The organism is Caldanaerobacter sp. (assembly GCF_049701115.1).
Taxonomy (GTDB): Bacteria; Bacillota; Thermoanaerobacteria; order Thermoanaerobacterales; family Thermoanaerobacteraceae; genus Thermoanaerobacter.
This window is the reverse complement of record NZ_JBNATX010000010.1, coordinates 1-23691: the sequence shown is the minus strand read 5'-3', so window position 1 is coordinate 23691 and position 23691 is coordinate 1. Positions and strand designations below refer to the sequence as shown.

Sequence of the window (23691 nt, the reverse complement as noted above, 5' to 3'; positions counted from 1 at the left end):
CACCCCTTTATGTTTACAAAATCCCTTTAGTAGAAGGTATTCCATCTATTCTCTCATCCAATTTAAGTGCCTCATCCACCGCTTTACCCAAAGCTTTAAAAGATGCTTCTATAATGTGATGAGTGTTTACACCATGTAAAAGTTCTACGTGGAGTGTTATACCAAAATTATAAGCAAAAGCCCTAAAAAACTCCTCCACAGTCTCTGTTTCAAAATTCCCAACTCTTTCAGCTTTCAAAGGCAAATCATAATAAAGATAAGGTCTTCCACTTATATCAAGAGAAACTCTAACCAAAGCTTCATCCATAGGCACATAAAAAGTACTAAATCTCTTTATTGACTTTTTATCCCCTGAAGCTTTTAAAAAGGCAGTACCTAAGACTATTCCTACATCCTCTACAGTGTGATGAGTGTCTACTTCCAGATCTCCTTTTGCTATTACTTTTAAATCAAACAGGCCATGCTTTGCAAAAAGAGAAAGCATGTGGTCAAAAAAGCCTATTCCCGTCTTTATATCATATGAGCCTTTGCCATCTATATTAAGTTCGACATATATGTCAGTCTCTGCCGTTTTTCTTTTAACTTCCGCTTTCCTCATGACAATATCTCCCTTAAAGTATCTATTAAATAATCATTGGCATCAGCAGAACTCACAGTTATCCTTAAAGTCCCTTCTAATCCCTTCACATTAGAAAAATTTCTCACCAAAATTCCCCTTTCAACAAGTCTTTTGTGCACATCATTGGCATTTTCAAATTTACAAAGAACAAAATTTGCATGAGAAGGATACACTTTTATCCCATTAATTTTATTTAACTCCTTTACCAGCTTTTCTCTTTCGTTTATAATGTAATTTACCCTCTCCTTTAAAACACCACTTTTTAAAACTTCTAATGCTATTCTCTGTGATAAAGAGTTGAGATTATAAGGAGATTTTACAAGATTTAAATATTTCACTATTTCTCCATTTGAGAGAGCATACCCCACTCTTAATCCTGCAATCCCAAAAGCTTTTGACAAAGTCCTCAGTATAATCAGATTTTCAAATCTATTTATATATGGCACAAGAGTTTTTCCATAAAATTCAAAATAAGCTTCATCAACTATTACAATTCCTTTTGCCTTTTCAATTATTCTGATTATATCCTCTTCATCTATTACGCTTCCAGTAGGATTGTTTGGATTGCACAAAAACACCAATTTAGGCTTATATCTCTCAACCGCTTCTGCAAATCTTTCAACATTATAAGTATAGTCCTCATTTAAATTCACAGCTATTTCATTTGCTCCTGCAATTTTACTGTATATGCTGTACATTGCAAAAGATGGATGAGGGTACAAAACTGTATCCCCTTTATCTACAAAGGCAAGCATTATAAGGTGTATTATTTCATCAGAACCATTTCCTACAAAAATATTCTTAGGAGTGACACTGCAATATCTTGCTAACTCTTCTCTTAATTTTTCTGCCGTAGGGTCTGGATACATATTTACATGAACAGACTTTACAATATCCACTATATTATTTATTACCTCTTCAGGAAGCTCAAAAGGAGTCTCGTTTGCATCCATCTTATATTTATAAGGCAAATTCTCCACTTCATAATTTTTAAATCCTTTAATCTCTTGCCTCAGCAAATTCTCAATCATTGTAAAACCTCACTTTTACACAATTTGCATGTGCTGTGAGCCCTTCAGCTTCGGCCAAGGTTATGACATCATCTTTTACACTGCTAAAAGCTTCCTTAGAGTAATAAAGTACATTCATCTTTTTGACAAAATCCCTAACTGAAAGGGGAGAGAAAAATCTCGCTGTGCCACTTGTAGGAAGAACATGATTTGGACCTGCAAGGTAATCTCCCAAAGGTTCTGGAGAAAATTCTCCTAAAAATACTGCTCCTGCATTTTTAATTTCGCCTAAAATTTCAAAAGGATTTTCAATGAGAAGCTCTAAATGCTCTGGAGCTATTTCATTTGCAATACCAATTGCTTCTTTTAAATTCTCTACAACAATTATCGCGCCAAAATTTTTTAAAGACTCTGCAATTATTTCTTTTCTCTCAAGATATTCCATTTGTCTTTCAATTTCTTTTTTTACTTTTTCCGCTAACTCTTTTGAGGTTGTCACTAATATTGAAGAAGCCATTACATCGTGTTCTGCCTGTGAAAGAAGGTCTGCTGCTACATATTTTGGACTTGCTGACTCATCTGCAATTACCAAAATTTCACTGGGTCCTGCCACCATATCTATGTCTACATAGCCATATAGGGCTCTTTTTGCCATTGCTACGTAAATATTTCCTGGACCAACTATTTTGTCCACCTTAGGTATTGATTCTGTGCCAAAAGCAAGTGCTGCAACAGCCTGTGCTCCACCAATTTTATATATTTCTTTTATTCCAATTTTATCTGCCGCCACAAGCACATAAGGGCTTATCCCCTTTTTTCCAGCAGGAGATACCATTACTATTCTTTCAACGCCTGCTACTTTTGCAGGAATACCATTCATCAAAACTGAAGAAGGATATGAGGCAGTTCCTCCAGGAACATAAATGCCTACAGAGGAAAGAGGCCTTAATACTTGCCCGTAAACTATTCCTTCTTTAAAATCCATCCACGTCTTTTCCTTTTGCTTCTCATGAAACTCCGTAACATTTTTTATGGCCTTATCTAACGCTTTTAAAAAATCCTCTTTCACTTCCTCATAAGCTTTTTTTATTTCTTCCTCTTTCACCTTCACTGTCTCGCTACTTAAATTTATTCCATCATACATATAGGTGTATTCAAATAACGCCTTATCCTTCCTTTCTCTCACATTTTCTATTATGTCTTCAACCCTTTTTGCAATCTCTTTATTCTCCAATTTACTTCTATTCTGTATTTTATAAAAAATTTCTGTATCGACTTCCTTAGTAAAATCAAATATTTCTATCATCTCTATCCCCCATTTATAACTTCTCTTAGCTTTAAAATTATATCCTTTATTCTCTCGCTTTTTGTCTTCATGCTTGCCTTGTTAACTATAAGTCTCGCTGTTGAAGGAAAAATCTCCTCTATAACAACAAGGCCATTCTCTCTTAAAGTCCTTCCAGTCTCCACAATATCAACAATCACTTCTGATAATCCTACAATTGGAGCAAGCTCCACAGAGCCATTTAATTTGATTATCTCAACATTTTCACCTTTTTTCTTAAAAAATTCCTCTGCAACGTTTGGAAATTTAGTAGCAACTCTTTTATTTGTGAGAAAGCTGTCTTTAACATCAGGAGGACCAGCTACTACCATTCTGCAAAATCCAAATTTTAAATCTAAAACTTCGTATAAATCCTTTTTTTGCTCCAACAAAATATCCTTTCCACAAACCCCTAAATCTGCTGCACCGTGCTCCACATAAGTTGGAACATCCATAGGTTTTACAAGCATAAACTTTATAGCATTTTTATTATCTTCTAAAATTAACTTCCTCGATATATCTTTTAACACATCATTAGAAATACCTGCTTTTTTAAATAAAACTACTGCATCCTCTGTCATCCTGCCCTTTGGCAAAGCTATTGAAACAATATCCATGTCATTCCCCCACATCTACGACTTCATCAAAACTTTTTAAATCAATATTTTCACACCTCTTAAAAGTGTACATCTCTACGACATTGCCTTCTTTTCTGAGTACATTAGCCTTTTCATAAGCTTTCCTTCTCTCTTCTTCTTTATACCTTACTAGCACTCTGCGTGGTTTTACCCATTCTCCCTTGCTTTGTCTTTCCAAAGCAAGCATAACTCTTTCTACACTTATTGCAAAACCTGTAGCAGGCAAGTCGTTACCGTAAATCTTAAGAAGCTTGTCATACCTTCCTCCAGTGCATATAGCATAGCCAAGCCCTTTTACAAAACCTCTAAATATAATTCCTGTGTAATAATTTAGATTTTGCACCATCCCCAAATCAAAACTTATATATCCCTTCATACCAAAGTCCTCAAGTATCTTATACACTCTATCGAGATACTCAAGCACTCCCTCCGTCTCTTTAAAATTTTCTTTCTTTAACTTTTCTAAAATCTCCTCCCCACCGAATAAAAGAGGAAGTTCCCTTAGAAGTTTAGCCTCTTCTCTTTTTATTTCTTTTTGTTTTATGAAATCTTCTATAGCAGATTGGTTTTTTTGCTCTAAAAGTTCTCTCAATAGATTTACATCTTCATTTCCTAGATTCAAATTTCTTACAATACTTCTAAATACTTCGGCATGTCCTATATCAATTTTAAAATCCTTTAAGCCTGTACTTTTTAATGCCTCTATAGAAAGAGCTATAACCTCCGCATCTGATTCTTCGTGATTTGTACCTATAAGCTCTACTCCTGCCTGTGTAAATTCTCTCATTTTACCTACCTGTGTGTCCTCATACCTATACACATTAGCTATATAACATAACTTAAGTGGGTATCTGCCTTCCAGCTTTGTAGAAACAATTCTGGCTATTTGAGCAGTTACATCAGGCCTTAAAGCTAAAATACTCCCCTTTTTATCAAAAAACCTGTACATGCTGTTTTCATCAAATAAATGAGAAAAATTTTCGCTGTACTCAAAAGTGGGAGGCATTATCTCTTTATAGCCAAAACTTTTGAAAACTTCTCTAAATTTGTCCTCTATATTTCTCTTGAATTCATATTCTTCTGGAAGGAAGTCCTGCACTCCATCCGGCAAATATATCATTTAAATCCCTCACATCGCTATGTCTTTGTAACGTGATAAAGTAATGAAATGTATCTCTTTCATTGTATATTAATTTCATATGTATGTCAAGATAGAACTGTATCCAAAAACTTACTAATAAAAACATATAAAAAGAGGCATTTTGCACTAAAAGAGCAAAATGCCTCTTTGATTAGCCCATCACCACAACAACTTCATGGAGTCTAGCCTCAGTTTCGAGAGGTACAAATCTATCCACCAGTTTTCCATCCAGGTAGACCTCTTTTACACCTTTATTGACTCTATTTGGGTTCAAAACTTTTATTATATACCTGCCTTGTCCATACTCATATTCTATCACAAACCCTTCCCAGGTTCGAGGAACGCAGGGGTCTACTGTGAATTTATCTCCATATTTTTTTAACCCCAGAATATGTTCGACTGCCACCCTGTACATCCAACCTGCTGCTCCTGTATACCAAGTCCACCCTCCTCTTCCTGCATGAGGCTCAACAGCATATACATCTGCAGCCACCACATAGGGTTCTACTTTGTATTTCATACATTCTATAGGGGTCCTGGTGTGGTTTATTGGGTTTATCATGTTGTAAAGCTTCCATGCTGTATCTCCATCTCCTAACTCTGTAAAGGCTAGTATTACCCAAGCAGCTGCATGAGTATACTGCCCGCCGTTTTCCCTAACTCCTGGCACATAACCTTTTATATACCCCGGATTTAAATCGGAAGAGTCAAAAGGCGGAGTGAGAAGTTTTATTATCCCCTCCTCCTCATTTACCAGATAATTCAAAACGGCTTTCATGGCTTCTTTTCCTCTTTCTATCTCCCCACCTTTGGATATCAAAGCCCATGACTGTGAAATAGAATCTATTTTACACTCCACATTGTCAACGGATCCAAGGGGTGTTCCATCATCAAAGTAAGCTCTTCTATACCAACTGCCATCCCAAGCATTTTCCTCTATTGACTTTAAAAGCCTTTCTGCTTCCTTAATGTATTTTTCTTTTCTTTCTATATCTCCCACTTGTTCAGAGATAGAAGTAAACTTCTTTAGGACAGTGTATAAAAACCATCCCAGCCATACACTCTCCCCCTTCCCTCTATGCCCCACCTTGTTCATTCCATCGTTCCAATCCCCTGTTCCCATTAGAGGAAGGCCGTGTTCCCCAAATTTCAAAGCATAATCTATGGCTTTGACACAATGCTCATACACCGTTCCTTTATGAGAAGAAATAGAGGGAACGGAATATCTCTCCTCTTCCTCTTCCTTGAGAGGAAAGTCTTCTAAATACCCCACTTTTTCTTCTAATATAGCCCAATCTTCTGTCTTTTCTATATAGTCAGCTACTACATAAGGAAGCCATAAAAGGTCGTCTGAAAATTTTGTCCTTATTCCCTTGTTTAAAACAGGATGCCACCAATGCTGTACATCTCCTTCTATAAATTGATGCTCACAAGCATTTATTATTTGGTTCCTTGTAAACTCTGGATTCAAAAGCACCATATTCATGGCATCCTGTAATTGGTCCCTAAATCCATATGCACCCCCTGACTGGTAAAATGCGGAACGTGCCCACAATCTACAAGCTATCGTCTGATAGGGTAACCATCCATTTACAAGTAAATCAAGAGATTTATCGGGAGTATCTACCGTGAGTTTACCCAAAATTTTCCCCCAAAATCCTTTTACCTTTTCTAGTTCTTTTTTACAGTTTTCTACTTTTGAATACTTCAAAGCTAAATCTTTTGCCTCTTTCTTCTCTTTAGCATGCCCTAACAGGATTGATATCTCTTTCTCTTCACCAGGTGCTATTTCAACAGAAAACTCAATTGCACTGCAAGGATCAACCGCCAATCCTTCTGAATTAGAAAGAGTTTCATAGGAAAGAGCTTGAGGGCTACTTAAGTCAAAACCTACTCCTATAAACTCCCCTCTTTCGCTCTCATAAGAGTTTATCCCCTCTGATGTGGCTAGAAATGCTATTCTATTAACAAAATCTTCATTGTACACATTTCTTATATACAAAATCCTTTCTTCCTTATCAAATTCAGAAGCAATATACTGCGACGTAGCCTCATCCGTTACCCCTAGAACTGGTCTAATGTAATAAACTAACTGGATTTTTCTGCTACTTCTAGATGTGTTTTTTAATTTGATCAAATTTATTTTTACAGAATCTTCCTTGGGAACAAACATTGTGAGCTCGCTTTTTAATTCGCAACTTGCGCTTTCAAAAGTAGAATATCCAAAACCATGTCTTATATAATAAACACCCGAATTCCCTGCTGGATGAGGAGTAATTGTCCATTTATCTCCTGTAATTTCGTCTATTAGATATATAACTTCTCCATGAGGGTCTAAAACAGGATCATTGTACCAGGGAGTAAGCTTGTATTCCCTGCTATTTTCTGCCCATGTATAACCCGCCCCCACCTCAGAAACCTGAAAACCAAAATTGGGGTTCGAAATTATGTTTATCCACGGCGCTGGTGTACTTTTCCCTTCCCATTTTATTATATATTCTTTTCCATCAGGAGTAAAACCTCCAAAACCATTGTAATACTGAAGTTCTATTCCTTCCAACCCATCATCCCTACAGCTTGAAACTTTTGCTTGGAAGCTTCTAGGCTTTAATGCTTTTTTGTGAACTTTAACCATTATCTGGTCATAAATAGATTCATTTTTACCGTCAAATTTGAGAGCTGCTACAGCGTTTAAAAGGTAGAAATCATCTTCTTTTAAGTTATTTTCTTGAAGCAAATATACTCCTCCATATTTTCCAAATACATCGTAAGCAAAGGTGGTATTTATAACCTCTTTTATTTTATCGTTTAAAGGTTGCAAGTATCCGCTTTTGTCCTTGTTTAATATCACAAGGTCAATGTGTATGCCCTTCATCCTCCAGTATTCATAAGCTTTCAAAAACCATTTTACCAACTCTATCTCTTCCATCTTTTCCACTTCTAAGAGCACAATTGGCAAATCTCCCGAAATCCCATGAGCCCACAATCCCGATTGCCCTTTTGTATTTTTCAGTATCATTTCTTCCCTCATTTTTCTTTGAGGGCTTGCAAAAATGAGGTAGGGAAGCATTCTCTGAAATAATCCCAATTCTCTTGGCTTCAAGTTTATATACTCTAGCTCTACCCTGCTTCTAGTCCATGACATTTCAAAAGCTCTTTCTATAGCATTTTCTTCTTTATACTTTGAAACGATTTTTTCTGCTTCTTCTTTTGTCTCTGTGATAGCCGAAATATATGCTATTTTTGCAACGCCCCCCGGCATTATTCTTATTCTCTTTCTCAGACTTACAATTGGGTCTAAAACAGCTCCTTCCGTGTTAGAAAGAGGCTGATCTGGCTCAAGAGCCAAAGGTTTTCTCACGCTTCTCCCTCTACCTATAAACTTAAGCCTATCCGTCTCAAACTGGGTGTCTCCCATCGCCTCCCCACTTAAAACCACGACTTTGTGCAAAGCCCACAATCTGGACTTTTCTGGATCTCTTGGCCTTCTGCACACTATAATTGCATCCTCATCCTTCAAAAACTCTGTCTTCACAAATAGCTTGTTAAAAGCAGGGTGTGCTACATCTGAAGGCAAATCCATCAAACTTATCTCAGAAAAACTGGTAATCTCAAGTATCTGGGGGTATTTGCTGTGGTTTTTCAAAGTAATCCTTCTTATCTCTACATCATCTTCAGGCGATACAGTAATCTCCAAATAACTATCTATGCCGCCTACTCTCTTAAAGTACTCAGCTTTGTCGGCAGAGAAAACCACCCTGTAATGCTGTCCTTTTTGATAAAAAGGCGCAAAAGTGGCTGACCACACCTCGTTTGAATCCACGTTGCGTATAAAGATAAATGTGCCGTAATCTTGAGCAATGTCTTTTCTCCACCTGTTTAGGAAAATACCTTTAACATTCTTGCTGTATCCTGTACCTTTTTCTGTAAGCATCACAAAATATTTGCCGCTAGAAACAATGTGTACCTCTGGAATCCAGCTTCTCGATTCTCCCAGAACTCTCACAAAGTCTGAATCTTCTTTTCGTATTTTTTGAATTTTCCTTGGCTCTTCTCTTTCTTCTCTAGTCACATCCATATAGATAGGAGTTTTTTCTTGCAACAAAATTTGTGTGGCTTTCACTCTCGGATCTCTGTGAAATCTTTTCTGCATTATATTTTCATGTATAAAATTATCTATCGCCACAAAAATCATGCCCTGATGATGCGCCATAAAACTTTTGACAATGGCATTCTTTTTGCCAAAAGGCACCCTCTCCGGAGTGTAATCAATTGCCTCATACAATCCGTACTCTCCTTCTGCTCCTTCCTTTTTTAAAAATTCTATATTTTTCACAACCCCTTCTGGGTCAATAGAAATTGCGAGAATAGACCCATAAGGAGCTACCACTTTGTCGTGGGAAAGTCCCCTTTTCAATCCTAAAATTGGAACCCCAAAAGCCTTGTATTGATAGTTAAGGCTCATATCAAAAGCATAAAATCCCGACTCAGAAATACCCCATGGAATACCCAATTTAACTCCATACTCTTTCTGCACTTTTGCTGCAAAAGAATAAGTCTCATCCAATAAAGTATTTTCATAATTTTTCATTATCAAAAGGGGCATAAAATATTCAAACATCGTCCCTGACCATGAAACCAGTCCTTTAGACCTATTCGCCCTTGTAAGCATCCTTCCTAATTTAAACCAGTGTTTCTTGTCAACTTCTCTTTTGGCAATGGCAATAAAGCTTGCCTGTCTTGCTTCAGAAGCAAGCAAGTCATAATAGGACTTAGTAAGCTTTTCTTCCTCTACATTGTATCCGATAGAGAAAAGTTGCCTCTTTTCATCGTACAAATGCTTAAACTCTGTCTTTTCAATTATATCTTCAATTTCCTGTTTTAATTTCAATATCCTCTCTTTTAGCTCCTCAATTTTTTCAACAGCTCTCTGTATCTGTTTTATCTTAAATTCAGGCAGTCCTTCCTTCTTTGCTCTAAAAGTTTCCTCCAGATATTTCTCATACACTTTTTTCAGCTCTTCAAAAGAATTGCATTCATTAAAAATTTCTCCATAACCTCCCTCAGTATCTTCAAATTCCAGCCACGGCATAAATTCTCTAATCTCATTTTTAAATTTTTTTACAATATCTCTTAGTCTTTCCTCCTCTACCTCTTCTAAATCATCTAGAATTTTTTTCCATGCGAGAGGGTCTATATCCCCTTTTTTGAGAAACTCTTCAAAGAGACTCTCATCAATTCTTTCAATCTTCAGCATTCTGACAGTATCTTTTAAACCTCTTAAAAACTCCAAGTCAATAACAGGTTTATCTAAAAACTCTTCCAAAGCCTCTTTAATGGTAATCAAATATCCAACCAAATTACCGCTGTCCACCGTAGACACATAATAAGGTCTTAAGGGTTTAAGTGTGCGCGTATCGTACCAGTTAAAAAGGTGTCCATTCCATTTTTCCATCTTTTTTATGGTATTTATAGTGTTTTCAATACGATCTACCATTTCACTGGTGGTTATGTACCCCAAATCCCTTGCACCAACAGTTGAAACAAGGTAAAGACCAATATTGGTAGGAGATGTCCTTTCTGCTATGCCATTTGGGGGGTCTTCCTGAAAATTATCAGGCGGCAGGTAATTTTGAGCTTCTGTAACTGTATCTTCAAAAAATTTCCATGTCTTTCGCGCAATCAATCTCACCTCTTCTATATCCTCATCCAAAATAAATTTCATTTTGAGAAGGGCAGGTTGACTTATGTAAAAAGCCACATAAGGTGAAAAAGCCCAGAGGAAAAATACTCCCACCGCAAAAATCAGAGCCCCAGGTTTAAAGTAAGCTGTTAAAAGGATTAATACCGCTCCTTTTAGCAATACCACCCACATTCTCTTTACAAAGCTTATAAAATCATTTTTCAGCCTCTTTTCCATATCTGCAGCTGTTACCCATTCCAAAAGATTTCTCTTAGTTATGTACATCCTGCTAATAGTTCTTATGATGGCATCTGCCATAATATAGGCATTATATGGCAAAAAGATAAAATTAAGCAGTGCTTGGTAAAAAGCTGCCTCAACTCCCGTTATAACTGCTCTATGCCTTTTTTCTAAATACTGCCTTAAGTGACCTCTAAAAATCAAATCAAACAAAATGAGTATCACAGGAAAAAACACAGTTAAAGCAGCAACCGCTACCCAGAATAGAGCACTTGCTGGCAAAACCGAAAATCCAAGAAAAACCATTACGATCAGAGAAATTGAAATTAAACTCCTCCTCAGATTATCCATAATTTTCCATTTAGTTATCAAAGAAAGAGGGTTTCTTATCAGTTCTCCTCTCCTGTTTCTTATTTTCGACCTCAAATAAGGCAAAAGTTGCCAGTCGCCTCTTACCCATCTGTGCAGCCTCATCATGTAAGAATTGTACTTTGCAGGAAATTCATCTATCAATTCAATATCTGTCACCAAACCAGTCCTCACAAAAGACCCTTCTAGAAGGTCATGGCTTAATATGGAATTATCCGGTATAGTGTCCTTCAAAAGATCTCTAAATACGTCGACATCAAATATGCCTTTGCCCGTGTAAATTCCTTCACCGAATAAATCCTGGTATATGTCAGAAGTCGCTGTGGTGTATGGGTCTATACCTCCTTCTCCACCGTATATTTTAGAAAATAAAGAAGCGTTAGCGCTTTCTATATCAATGCCAATTCTGGGCTGAAGTAGACCATACCCCTCTACTACAACTCCCTCGTCTCTGTCAATTATGGCTCTGTTTAGAGGATGCAGCATTGCTCCCACTAACTTTTTAGCCGTATCTATAGGCAAATTTGTATCAGCGTCCAGCGTTATTACATATTTGATTCCAAGTTTAGACACATCATCGCTTACTACGTAAAATGTGGTATCCTTCTCTCCTCTTAAAAGGTCAACAAATTCCATTAAAGCTCCTCTTTTTCTCTCCCATCCCATCCAGCTCTTCTGCATTTCGTTGTAAACTCTTTTTCTGTGGAAATAGTAAAATATTTTCTCTTCACCTTCAGCATACTTTTTGTTTAGTTTTTCAATTTCTTCTAAAGCTGTCTTAACTATTTTTTCGTCCTCTGGCATCATTTCAAGAGGAGCATCTTTAAAGTCTCCCAAAAGGCCAAAATAGAGATTTTTTCCCCTGTTTGCATGGTAATATACTTCCAAGTTCTCAACAAGCTCTCTTGCTTTTTTCTCGTCCGGCAGAAGAGAAGATATCACAACAAATGTCTTTGCATTATCTGGTATGCCACCTTTTAATTCAATCTTTGGCAGCATTACCGGCTTGAAAATGTGCATCAAGATCCAGTTAGTCAGCTGAATTGAAATTTCACTTAAAGGAATAGCCAAAACCAAAGAAGATGCAAACAACTTCCAATAGTTATTTGTAAAATTATGTAAATAATTCAGACTGAACACTTCTTCCAATATCAAGAAAAATACAATCAACCCAAAGTAGAGAATAGCCGGTCTTTTTTGTTTTATTTTGTAAAAATCAAGGAATCTCTTCTTCTTATTGTTAAGCTTGCTTTCTAATATGCTTCTACCTTTCCCTATTAGATAAAATCCCACATGATTTATGTAGCCCAAGTGCCCCTCCTGCTCCGTCACTTCTCTCGCACATTCTACTGCTTTCTTGGCTACATAGGTTTCCGAAACATTATAATACCTTGCCAGTCTTTCTATTTCATGCCTATAATAGTCTTTAGATTCAAAGTCCATCTTAGGGTAAGTACTATCAGGGTCCTGTTTTAAAACTTGCTCCACAGGACTTAAAATCTCAAAAATTTCAGCCCAGTTTAAGGAAGATAGCGTCTTTAAACTCACAATGGCATTGCCTATTGAAACCTGTCTTTTAGCTTGAAAATAATGGGCTTTCTCTGCAATGTCACTTATACTGGAATCGTACTCCATAAGAACTTTTTCCAGCATTTTTAAAATATCTGAAGAATTATTACCTTCTCTTTTTATTCTACTTACTAAATGTTCCACAAATTGAAAGGGAAATCTATCTCCTACTTTTATGTTTTCTTTTATTAGCTTTTTCACATTTTCATAAGACATTTCTTTTTCCATCAACATTGACAATATCTTTTCTGCCTTTCCCTTTTGATATCTTGCCTCAACAATTTCCTCACAAACTTTCCTTATCTTTTCTATCAAAGCAATACGTATCATCAAACTTAAAGCCCACAACTCCGAAGTGGTAAGAAAAGCCTTTCTTTGATATGCTTTTATAAAATTGATGATTGTCTTTTCATCAATCTTCCCATCTGTATGCAAAGTAAGCTCAAAAGCTAAAGCATACACTCTTGGGTATCCTTTAAAAGCCCCATTTTTTAACACTGGAAGTCCAGCATAATATTTCCTGCTAAGGCTTTTCTTTATTTCTTTTACTTGTTCTTCAATTATATAGAAATTATCTAAAAGCCATTCTTCCTCTTGAGAAATATATGTATCCTTTTCTTTCAATAGATTGTTCAAATCTTTGTACACACTTTTTATGTACTCATAATTTTTATTCATTCTGGGAATTAAAAGAAAAGAGGGCTTCACTTTATTCGCTATAATATGATTTTGGGCTAGTTCCTCTGCATGTTTTTCCATTTCTTCTGTGCTTAAAATTATATCATCGAAATCTCTCACAACATTTATATTCTCCACCTTTTTATCTCTCAAAAACACTAAAACCGAGAGTAAAATCCCAGCCAATACTGCATACCACAAGGTCAGTCAACTCCTCCCGCATTGCAGTTTTTTTGCTAAAAATATTATTCCCCCAAAATTAACTTTTTAAAGCAAAAAAATAAAAGCCCTTAAAAGGACTTCTATTCTTCCCAAACCTCTATCTCTCTCAACCACTTGGGAAAATAATTCTTCACTATTCCTTTTGCCACCCTTCCCCATCCAGCTACAAAATTCTCCATTGTAAAAAGCATCCATCCGTCCTCTTCTTCAAGTTTAAAGGTCTCTCCTTTTAAATATTTTTCTCTCCAAGGTCCCTTAAGTTCTAACACCCTTTTCACTTGTTCCGGTTTTAAGCCCATTGCAAGCCAGTGAGAAGGTTCAAATCGGTTCTTTTTAAGCTCTCCCATAAGCCAACCTTTTCTGTAAACTTTGATTTCATCAAGCTCTGGTAATCCCGTAGGCACGTGATACACAAAGTCATTGTATATCTGAAGATTCAACATTTTCAAATCTATATCAAGATACTTATCTGCGAAATAGTAGAAAAGCTCTAGATCTTTTTTCTGTTTTTTCTTTTCAATCTTCGGTTTAAAATTATAGTCTGAAGCTTTTCCCTTTTTTTTGAGCTTCGCAATAAAATGCCCTTCTCCCTTTACCTTGTGGGGCCACAGCCTCATACATCTTTCTAGTTCTTTTGGCCCTTTTACCCATTCTGGACGTCCTCTGTCAAAAAATCGGCTCAACTCGCTTTCCATTATTTCAAATTCAGGATATTCTTCTAAAAACTTCTTTATTACCCCCTCATTTTCCTCTGGCGAAAAAGTGCAGGTAGAATAGACCAAAATGCCTCCAGGTTTGAGCAAAGGCGCAACATTTCGTAAAATATTTCTTTGGGTCACAGAACAACTAATGACATTATTCAAAGACCATATTTTCCTCGCAGTAGGATCCTTTCTAAACATGCCTTCACCAGAGCATGGAGCATCAACCACTATCCTATCAAAATACTCTTTAAAAGGCTTTATTAACTTTTCCGGCTTTTCGTTTAAAAGGACTATATTCTTTATCCCCATCCGCGCTACATTTTCTTCTAAAATTTTTATTCTCCTTCTATCTATCTCGTTTGCCACAATAAGGCCCTCATCACCAATTTTTGAAGCAATATGAGTAGTTTTGCCTCCCGGTGCAGCGCTCACATCCAAAATTTTCTCACCAGGCTTGGGATCTAATACCTCCACTACAGCCATTGCAGTAGGCTCCTGTATGTAATAAAGTCCTAACACATGGTACAGGTGATTCCCTGCTTTTTCTTCTTTTTCATAGTAAAACCCTGTTGGACACCACGGAATGGGTTCTATCTCAAAAGGCGCAACTTTTTTAAAACTTTCCACATCAATTTTCAAAGTATTTACTCTCAATCCCTTTTGAGGCTTTTTCTCATATTCCTTCAAAAAGGCTTCGTACTCTTCCTTTAAAAGCTCCTTCATCCTCTTTAAAAACTCTTCTTTGACCGGTACTTTCATCTCTTATTACCCCTATTTCTAAAACTTTATAGTTTCACCATTATTTTCAGCAGATAAAATTATTTTATCCAGCACAACTTGAGCTTTATAAGCCTCTTCAAATGTAGGTGTCTCCTCAAATACAATTTCACTTTCTACAATGTTTGTAAAAAAGTTTATAAGGCTTGCCATGTGCATATCTACCATCCAACCCAGTGAGTATTTCTCGGAGGGATAAATTGAATTCACATATTTGCTAAATTCACTTTTATTATCATAATCCCCTGTTATCTCTCTATTCTCTTGCTTTCTGTACAAAATAGCATATCTCGGGTGCTTCGTAGATATTTTTACCGATCCTTTAGTACCATAAATTTCAAATTTCGTCTCTTCCTCAATATCAGGAGATATTCTAGAAACTTCTATGGTTCCCCAGCCTCCTCCCTCCAGTTCTACCTCTACACTTGTCCAGTCATCCACATCTACGCAATCGTAAATTTCTGAACCTTTCTTCACAGGTCTTTCTTTAAAATAAGTTTTAGAAATCGCCCTCAAAGATTTTATCTCCCCTAGCATGAACCTTACTGCATCTACAAGGTGTATCCCCATATCCAGTATAGCTCCACCACCAGAAGTGGACTTTTTCAATTTCCACGAAATAGGCCTTTTAGGGTCCATATATCCAGAGTGAAGCATCAAAGCCTTAAAATTTAAAATTTCTCCTATTTCCCCATTTTTAATCATATCCCTTGCCTGTGTTATAGCAGGCATAAACCTGTACATCAAAGCTGTCTGATGTATTAGTCCTTTCTTTTTTGCACTCTCCATTATATCATAGGCTTCTTTACTGTCTATCCCTATAGGCTTTTCAAGATACAAAGGTATACCTCTTTCTATGGTCTTCATGGCTTGCTCATAATGAAGGTAATTGGGAGTACATATATCAACAGCATCTGAATTTTCTAAAACTTCCTCTAAGCTCTTTGCCCCTTTTTCAAAAAAATGAGGTATGTCATTGAGGTTGTTTTTATAAACTCTGCCCAGTTTAACCTCAAAAGGAAGATTTTTAAATATAAGTGGCATCGAAAAGCAGGCAATAGCGTGAATTGAGCCAATAAACCCAAGTCCAGCAAATCCGAGTTTTATCATTTTTTTACTCACACAATCACTCCTTATTTTCTATAAAATCTACAAAATAATTATAACACTAAAATATTTAAAAGGTAGCTTCTAACGCTACCTTTAGACTTATAGAGTTTCTCAGTCTACCTTTCCTATATACAGGCTGCCTCTTTTTTATCTTCTTCACTTTTTTCTATAAACTCAGAAATTATCGGCCCAATCTTGTCTATATCCACCAGAAAAGCGTCATGCCCCTGAATAGAAGAAATCTCTTCAAAGTTTCCTCTGCCCCCTACTGCATTTAGCTTCTTAATAAATTCAATCATATATTTTGAGGGAAAAATCATATCCGTATCTATCCCAATCATCAATACCTCTGCCTTAATCCTTTTTAAAGCAGCTTTCAAGCTCCCGTAGGGTTTTGTTATGTCATGATCATTCATAGCCCACAGGATGTAAAGATATGAGTTAGCATCAAAGCGGTTTATAAAGGAAAGGCCGTGGTAATCCAGATAATTCTCTACCTCAAAATTTATTCCATTTTTTGCTCTTCCAAATCTCACGTCAAAAAGTTCACCGCTTTTATAAGTAATCATCCCCAGCATTCTAGCAGTGCTCAAACCTTTATGAGGTTTTTCAGGTTTATCGTAATAATCTCCTCCGTAAAAATGCGGGTCATTCAAAACAGATTGTATGCCAACGTAATTATAGGCTATGTTAAGAGGCGTTAACTTATAATCCGCAGCAATTACAACAGCTTTTTTAACAATATCTGGATATGTCACTGCCCACTCCAGCGCCTGCATTCCCCCCATAGACCCCCCTATCACAACCTTTACTTCATCTATCCCCAGATAGTCTAAGAGCAATTTCTGCACTCTTACCATATCCCTTATATTAATTTTAGGAAACTTAAGCCCATACGGTTTTCCTGTAGAAGGATCTATAGACGAGGGTCCTGTTGTGCCATAGCAGCTTCCGAGAAAATTAGAACATATTACAAAGTATCTTTCTGTATCTATATATTTCCCCGGGCCAATCAAACCGTCCCACCAGCCAGGATTGTTCTTCCCCGGATGCACTCCAGCTGCATGGGCACTCCCACTTAAAGCGTGTTCTACAAGTATTACATTGCCCTTTTTTTCATTCAATTGCCCGTAAGTTTCATACACAATTGTAAGCTCTTTAAAGCCATAACCGCTTTCCGTAGTAAAAACAGGATCCCCTTTTAAAGTAACTTTTTTCTCTTCTACTATCATTCTCATTCCCCCCTTACTTTTGAGAACTGTAAAGCGCAAAATCCAGGTCTTCAAGAATATCCTCTATATCTTCAAGGCCAATAGAAAGCCTAATCATATCCTCAGTGACGCCTGAAGCCAATTGTTCTTCTTTTGAAAGCTGCTGATGGGTGGTGCTAGCGGGATGTATGACCAAAGACCTTACATCTCCTATATTTGCAAGATGGGTGAATAGCTTCAAATTCTCTATAAACTTAACCCCTGCCTCAAAACCTCCTTTTATTCCAAAAGTCAAAACTCCACCCTGCCCTTTTGGAAGATATTTTTGAGCAAGCTCATAATAAGGGCTTGACTTAAGACCAGGATAGTTTACCCATCTCACAAGAGGATGAGAAGCTAGAAATTCTGCCACGCGAAGTGCATTATAACTATGCCTTTCCATCCTGAGTGCAAGTGTCTCAAGCCCTTGAACGAACAAAAAAGCGTTAAAAGGCGAAAGAGCTGCCCCCAAGTCTCTTAAAAGCTGCACTCTCGCTTTGACTATATAAGCCTTCTCTCCAAACTCTTCTACATATCTTATCCCATGGTAAGAAGGGTCTGGCTCTGTAAGCTCTGGAAACTTGCCATTCGCCCAATTAAATTTTCCAGAATCCACAATTACACCTCCAATAGAAGTACCGTGCCCTCCTATAAACTTTGTAGTTGAGTGAATTACTATGTCTGCGCCAAATTCTATAGGCCTTGAAAGATATGGAGTTGCAAAAGTATTATCTACAATAAGGGGTATACTTGCCTCGTGAGCTATTAATGCAATTTTTTCTATATCCGCCACATCAATTTTGGGATTACCAATCGTCTCTACGTATAAAGCTTTGGTCTTCTCCGTTATTTTTTCTCTAAAATTTTCGGAGTCACTTGGATCTGCAAACTTCACATTTATACCAAATTTCTTAAGGGTAGAGGCAAAAAGGTTATAAGTCCCGCCGTAGAGATTCGTAGAAGCTACAATCTCATCTCCAGCCCCTACAATATTTGTAATAGCTATAGTTATAGCAGCCTGCCCTGAAGCTACTGCCAGCGCTCCTACTCCCCCTTCTAATGCAGCCATTTTCCTTTCAAAAGCGTCTACAGTAGGATTCATCATCCTTGTGTAAATATACCCGTCTTCCTTTAGAGAAAATAAGTCTGCTGCATGCTGCGTGCTCTTAAAGGCAAAAGAGGTAGTTTGGTATATTGGCAGCGCTACTGCACCGGTAGTAGGGTCAGGTTCCCATCCCTCATGAATTGCTATAGTAGAAAAACCATATCTTTTTCTCATGCTTTTTCTCCTTTCATACAAATTTTTACATTATTTCCGCCAGGTTTTCAAACTCGCTTTTCTCTTCGAAATTTTCCTCAGCTAAAACTTTAAAAACAGCATCTATTAAAGCTACTTTTTCTAATTGTTCTTTTAGCCCTTCCACTGTTCCATTTATCTTCACTATAGCGGTAAAACTATTCCCACCAAATGATGAGTTTTCAATAGATACCCAATTCCCCCTGATAAGTTTTAAAACTTCTTTTAAGCCATATACATTATCTTTTTTGAGCTTCAGCCTTATATAAAAGGTATCAGTAAAGCTTTCTTCCCTAAAGTTAACTCCTATGACTTCAGATTTACTGCCCAGTTTATAATTGATGAGTATATCTATCAGATCAGCAACTATTGCATCTCCAGTAGGAAGTTCCCCTGCTCCCCTTCCTATAAAGACATATTCCCCAAAGCCATTTCCTTTAAGTATTATCGCATTATTGACTCCTTTTACCTTTGAAAGCAAACTATTTTCCGGAATCAAAGTAGGCTCTACTCCCGCCGAAATATAGTTTCTAAATTTCTTCGCCCATGCAAAAAGTTTAAACTCATACCCCCATTCTTTTGCCCTTTCTACGTCTTCCTCTTTGATTTCCTCTATGCCCTTTCGAGGTATAATTTCTACCGGAACCCTCACACCAAACACTTTTTTTATAAGTATGCCAAGCTTAAATGTAGCATCCAAACCTTTTACATCATAATCCGGATTAGCTTCAGCATAACCTAATCTCTGTGCTTCATTAAGAGCTTCTTTATAGCTTTTCCCTTCTCCCATCTTTGTGAAAATGTAATTAGTAGTCCCGTTTACAATGCCACCGATAAAATCTATCTCATCTGTAATTTTTAGCCTGTCTATCTGATGAAGTATAGGAATGGCTCCACCTACACTGGCTTCATACTTTAAATACACTCCTTTTTCTGCTGCAATGCTCCCAAGCTCTTCACCATACTTTGCGATAAGCTCTTTATTCGCCGTAATTACATGTTTGCCAGAGAAAAGAGCCTTTTTCACATATTCATAAGCAGGAGAAATCCCTCCTATTGCCTCTATCACTACCTTTATTTCTTCATCCTCTAAAATATCTCGAGGGTCATTGGTCAAAAACTCTGTTGCATTTACTTTTCTCTTCTTGTGTAAATCCTTCACAAGCACTTTCTTTATCTCTGGATAAAATCCCGTACTCTCCTTGATATATCCTCCTCTAGAGTTAATTATTTTAAATACTCCTGTTCCAACAGTTCCAAGTCCCATTAACCCAATCTTTACCCTCATTTTGCACCTCCAGAAAATTTTTTAGGCCCTCTTCAATGAGAAGAGGGCCTTTCGTAATCTCAAATTACACAAAGCCGCTCCTCTCATCTCTCAGGTTGGATTATCCAACCTGCAGGAATTGGCACCAAGCACCTATGTGCCGGTTGCCGGGTTTCATCGGGCCAGTCCCTCCACCACTCTTGATAAGAGGATTGAGTCATTTTATTAAATTTTATGCGTTGTAATCTATATTATCACTTTGAAACTTTAAAGTCAAGAAAAAAATTCTTCCTTGTTTTTATTCCTAATTTTTGCTATAATAAATAAAAATGAAAAGGGGGAACTCTCATGGAAAAATGGCAGTGTACCGTATGTGGATACATATATGACCCAGAAGAAGGGGACCCATCACAAGGAATTCCGCCAGGCACGCCTTTTGAAGAGCTACCAGAAGATTGGGTCTGCCCTGACTGTGGCGTAGGAAAAGATATGTTTGAAAAGATGTAGGGAGCAGAGCTCCCTTTATTTTATTGATTTTTTCTAAAAATGCTATTATAATTGTAGGCAGTTACTCTACTAAAACTTTCTGGAGGGTGTTTACCTTTAACATGAATAGTGGGTATAGAAGACTTACTCCTGAGGAAGCTTTGGAAATCGTAAAAAAAGAACAAAGGGGAAAACTAAAAATATTCTTGGGTTATGCTCCCGGGGTTGGAAAAACCTATGCAATGCTAAATGAGGGTAACAGACGACTTAAAAGGGGCCAAGACGTAGTAATAGGCTACGTTGAAACCCATGGCAGAAAAGATACAGAAGCACAGATAGGAAACCTTGAAATAATACCCAGAAAAAAGATTGAATATCAAGGTATGATATTAGAAGAAATGGATGTAGATGCCATAATAGCCAGAAAGCCAGAAGTAGTCTTAGTTGATGAACTCGCTCACACTAATGCTCCGGGTTCAAAAAATAAAAAGAGGTATGAAGACGTACAAGAAATCTTAGAACACGGGATAAATGTGTTAACTACCCTAAATATACAACATATAGAGAGTTTAAATGATATAATTCAACAAATAACAGGTGTCGCAGTAAGAGAAACAGTACCTGACAGCATAATAGATAATGCAGACGAAATAGTTGCGGTAGACTTGACTCCAGAGGCTCTTATAAACAGACTTAAAAGAGGGGATGTCTACCCCTTAAGCAAACTGGACGAATGTCTTTCTAACTTTTTCAGAAAAGGAAATTTAAGTGCTTTAAGAGAATTAATGTTAAGACTCACCGCTGAAGAAGTAGATTTAGAATTAGAAGAGTATATGAAAGAGCACGGAATAGAGGATACATGGGAAACAAATGAGAAAATAATGGTATGCATAACGCCAAATCCTCTATCTAAAAAACTCATACGAAGAGGTGCAAGAAGGGCGAGAAGATTTAAATGCGACTGGGTTGTCGTGTACGTGGACTGCACTCATTTTTTGGCCCCAAAGTTGACAGAACAAGATAAAGAAGTATTAGAAAGTCATTTCATGCTCGCAAAACAATTAGGTGCAGAAGTATATACATTAAAGGGTAAAAGTGTCTCTGATGAACTTTTGAAATTCGCCAAAAAAATGCATATAACCCAAATAATAATTGGTCATTCTCAAAGATCCTGGTTACAGAACCTCTTTAGAGGGTCAACTGTAGTAAAGCTAATTAAAAAAGCAAAAAACATTGAAATACATGTTATTCCTTATACCAAATAAAAACAAGGGGTAATGAAAATGCAAAGCAAATTTGGGCTTTCTCTTTTTATTTTTCTGTTTACTCTTTCTACAACTATGACGATGGTTTTATTTTTCCATAAACCACCTTACATTCCTCTTTTTATAAGTTATTTGTTTGCTTTTTTTGTACTTTTAAAACACTTTTCTTTTAAAGAACTGGCAAACATGTCAATAAAAGGTGTAAAAAGGGGAATAAATGTTATGATAATACTTCTTCTAATAGGCGCACTGGTCGCTCTCTGGAAACAGAATGGAACACTCCCTGCTCTCATATACTACTCTTCTAAATTCCTCAAACCTCGTGGATTTCTTTTGACCTCTTTTACAATAACTTCATTGATATCCATGATCCTGGGAACCGCCGTAGGCACAGCCAGTACTATTGGAATAGTGATAACTGGTCTTGGTCATGCCTTTGGATATCCCCTGCCCGTAGTAGCGGGAACAGTCATATCTGGTTCTTTTATAGGAGATAGAACGTCCCCTTTAGCCGGAAACGTGGCTCTTCTCTCTGATATGAGCGAAATACAGCAGACAAACGTGTTAAAATCTTTATTTAGGACTGCAATTCCTGTATTTATAATTACAGCCTTTTTGTATCACTTACTTGACCTCCACCTAAAATTATCTACTCAGCAAAATATTAACAATCTCTCTGCAATAATAATAAATAGCTACCATTTAAATCCAATTTTATTTCTATCTCCCCTCATCATAATCTTACTCGCTTTTTTCAGGGTACCTACAAAAATAAATTTAAGTATTGCTGTTTTGATTTCCTTTTTAACTTCAATAATTTTAGGCTATTCTCCTCTTGATTCAGCAAAAGTAATATTTACAGGAAATACCTTCACTGCTACCGAATTCAAATCTATTTTCAACGGTGGCGGTATGTTTTCAATACTTCCTATGATAGGAGTTGTGACATTTGCCACTGCTTTAGCTGGAATATTAGAAGATACGGGAATAATAAAAGCTATTTTTCAAAACATAGACAAAATAAAAAATTTCAAACTCACATATTTAGTTACAATGTTTTTAAGCACTCTTATGGCTATAATAACTTGTAATCAAGCTTTATCTGTAATTCTTCCTTCCCGAATAATGATAAATGTATATCGAAAATTGCAAATTCCAAAAGAAGAAATGGTAAGAGCCATAGCAGACTCGGGAATGATACTGGCAGGTATAATACCCTGGAATTTAGCGGCCATGTTACCTGCCTCGGTCTTGGGAGTGAAAGTAACCGAATATCTCCCCTATGCATACCTAAATCTTTTATTCCCTCTTCTATCAATAGCCTTCATATTTGCAAAAGATATTAAGGAGTTGATAAAATTTTATCAAAAAATTATTGAAAAGAGCAAAAATCTATTGCAAAATTAAATATGTAATTTTAAATACAGGGGGAGTAAAAGGTATGGTAGATATAATAGAATTAGCTGCTCATTTAATGGCTTTATCAGCTCGAACAGCTCCTAAAGCCACAGGAAAAGATTTTATCAAAACAAAAGTTGTAACAGGAGACGATTTGATTCGACTCGCAGAAGACATGATAAAATACGGTGAAGAAACAGGTAAAAGAAATTTTGACAGGGATGGAAATAACGTAGCAAAATCTGAAGCTGTCTTGCTCATATCTTTAAGCAACGCACAAAAGGTAGGTTTAAACTGTGGAGCCTGTGGATACGATTTTTGTGATGACATGCCAGATTTTAAAAAAGGTACAGAATTTGACGGTCCTATATGCGCCTGGAGGTTAATCGACCTTGGAATAGCAATAGGTTCTGCGGTAAAAACTGCAAGCATTTTAAATGTGGACAACAGAGTCATGTACAGAATTGGAGTGAGCGCCAAAAGGCTTAAAATGATTGAAGGTGAAATTGTTGTAGGAATACCCCTTTCTGCTACAGGCAAAAACATATATTTCGACAGATAAAAATTCCCCTCTCAAAAAGGGGAATTTCAGACTGTTGACAAAGTCTAAAAAGTGGCATTTTGTGTGTAAATGCGACTTGTTG

At 36.8% G+C, this 23691-nt stretch carries 16 protein-coding genes and 1 riboswitch; of the genes, 4 read left to right on the top strand and 12 right to left on the bottom strand.

Features of this window, described 5'->3' with window-relative positions; genetic code table 11:
• Nucleotides 1-13 precede the first annotated feature (13 nt).
• The 12 genes from hisB to ACPLVE_RS04775 form a co-directional block, all read right to left on the bottom strand.
• Nucleotides 14-598, bottom strand: a complete 585-nt coding sequence (gene hisB, locus ACPLVE_RS04830; protein WP_424610318.1) for an imidazoleglycerol-phosphate dehydratase HisB — start codon at nt 596-598, stop codon at nt 14-16.
• On the bottom strand, nt 595-1650 hold the full coding sequence (gene hisC / locus ACPLVE_RS04825) for a histidinol-phosphate transaminase (RefSeq protein WP_424610317.1): 1056 nt from the start codon (nt 1648-1650) through the stop codon (nt 595-597). Before hisC ends, hisB begins: the two co-directional genes overlap by 4 nt.
• Nucleotides 1643-2935: a histidinol dehydrogenase gene (gene hisD, locus ACPLVE_RS04820; protein ID WP_424610315.1), complete on the bottom strand. Its 1293-nt coding sequence runs from the start codon at nt 2933-2935 to the stop codon at nt 1643-1645. The genes hisC and hisD overlap by 8 nt, the downstream gene beginning before the upstream one ends.
• A 2-nt stretch (nt 2936-2937) precedes the next feature.
• Nucleotides 2938-3570: an ATP phosphoribosyltransferase gene (gene hisG, locus ACPLVE_RS04815; RefSeq protein ID WP_424610313.1), complete on the bottom strand. Its 633-nt coding sequence runs from the start codon at nt 3568-3570 to the stop codon at nt 2938-2940.
• A 1-nt stretch (nt 3571) separates the two neighbouring features.
• Nucleotides 3572-4711, bottom strand: coding sequence for an ATP phosphoribosyltransferase regulatory subunit (gene hisZ, locus ACPLVE_RS04810; RefSeq protein ID WP_424610311.1), 1140 nt, complete (start codon nt 4709-4711; stop codon nt 3572-3574).
• Nucleotides 4662-4790: a hypothetical protein gene (locus ACPLVE_RS04805; RefSeq protein ID WP_424610309.1), complete on the bottom strand. Its 129-nt coding sequence runs from the start codon at nt 4788-4790 to the stop codon at nt 4662-4664. The genes hisZ and ACPLVE_RS04805 overlap by 50 nt, the downstream gene beginning before the upstream one ends.
• 93 nt (nt 4791-4883) lie before the next feature.
• The gene (locus ACPLVE_RS04800; RefSeq protein ID WP_424610307.1) at nt 4884-13472 is read right to left on the bottom strand and encodes a GH36-type glycosyl hydrolase domain-containing protein; all 8589 of its coding nucleotides are present in this window, start codon (nt 13470-13472) and stop codon (nt 4884-4886) included.
• 101 nt (nt 13473-13573) lie between these two features.
• On the bottom strand, nt 13574-14956 hold the full coding sequence (locus tag ACPLVE_RS04795; protein ID WP_424610305.1) for an RsmB/NOP family class I SAM-dependent RNA methyltransferase: 1383 nt from the start codon (nt 14954-14956) through the stop codon (nt 13574-13576).
• Nucleotides 14957-14974: 18 nt separating this feature from the next.
• The gene (locus ACPLVE_RS04790) at nt 14975-16096 is read right to left on the bottom strand and encodes a Gfo/Idh/MocA family protein (RefSeq protein WP_424610304.1); all 1122 of its coding nucleotides are present in this window, start codon (nt 16094-16096) and stop codon (nt 14975-14977) included.
• A 113-nt stretch (nt 16097-16209) separates the two neighbouring features.
• Nucleotides 16210-17316 carry a homoserine O-acetyltransferase MetX gene (gene metX / locus ACPLVE_RS04785; protein ID WP_424610302.1) on the bottom strand — a complete coding sequence of 369 codons (1107 nt, stop codon included), beginning with the start codon at nt 17314-17316 and terminating at the stop codon, nt 16210-16212.
• A gap of 13 nt (nt 17317-17329) precedes the next feature.
• Nucleotides 17330-18613: a homocysteine synthase gene (locus ACPLVE_RS04780; RefSeq protein WP_424610300.1), complete on the bottom strand. Its 1284-nt coding sequence runs from the start codon at nt 18611-18613 to the stop codon at nt 17330-17332.
• Between the two features lie 25 nt (nt 18614-18638).
• Complete coding sequence (locus ACPLVE_RS04775) at nt 18639-19919, bottom strand: homoserine dehydrogenase (RefSeq protein ID WP_424610298.1); 1281 nt, start codon at nt 19917-19919, stop codon at nt 18639-18641.
• A gap of 80 nt (nt 19920-19999) precedes the next feature.
• A riboswitch (SAM riboswitch) is annotated at nt 20000-20108 on the bottom strand.
• A gap of 138 nt (nt 20109-20246) precedes the next feature.
• On the opposite strand from ACPLVE_RS04775, the gene rd reads away from it, so the two are divergent.
• The 4 genes from rd (at nt 20247) to ACPLVE_RS04755 (ending at nt 23609) form a co-directional block, all read left to right on the top strand.
• On the top strand, nt 20247-20405 hold the full coding sequence (rd, locus tag ACPLVE_RS04770) for a rubredoxin (RefSeq protein WP_424610296.1): 159 nt from the start codon (nt 20247-20249) through the stop codon (nt 20403-20405).
• A gap of 101 nt (nt 20406-20506) precedes the next feature.
• Nucleotides 20507-21649 carry a universal stress protein gene (locus ACPLVE_RS04765; protein WP_424610294.1) on the top strand — a complete coding sequence of 381 codons (1143 nt, stop codon included), beginning with the start codon at nt 20507-20509 and terminating at the stop codon, nt 21647-21649.
• Nucleotides 21650-21667: 18 nt separating this feature from the next.
• Nucleotides 21668-23056 carry a Na+/H+ antiporter NhaC family protein gene (locus ACPLVE_RS04760; protein ID WP_424610292.1) on the top strand — a complete coding sequence of 463 codons (1389 nt, stop codon included), beginning with the start codon at nt 21668-21670 and terminating at the stop codon, nt 23054-23056.
• Nucleotides 23057-23090: 34 nt separating this feature from the next.
• Complete coding sequence (locus ACPLVE_RS04755; protein WP_424610290.1) at nt 23091-23609, top strand: ferredoxin domain-containing protein; 519 nt, start codon at nt 23091-23093, stop codon at nt 23607-23609.
• The last annotated feature ends 82 nt before the right edge of the window (nt 23610-23691 follow it).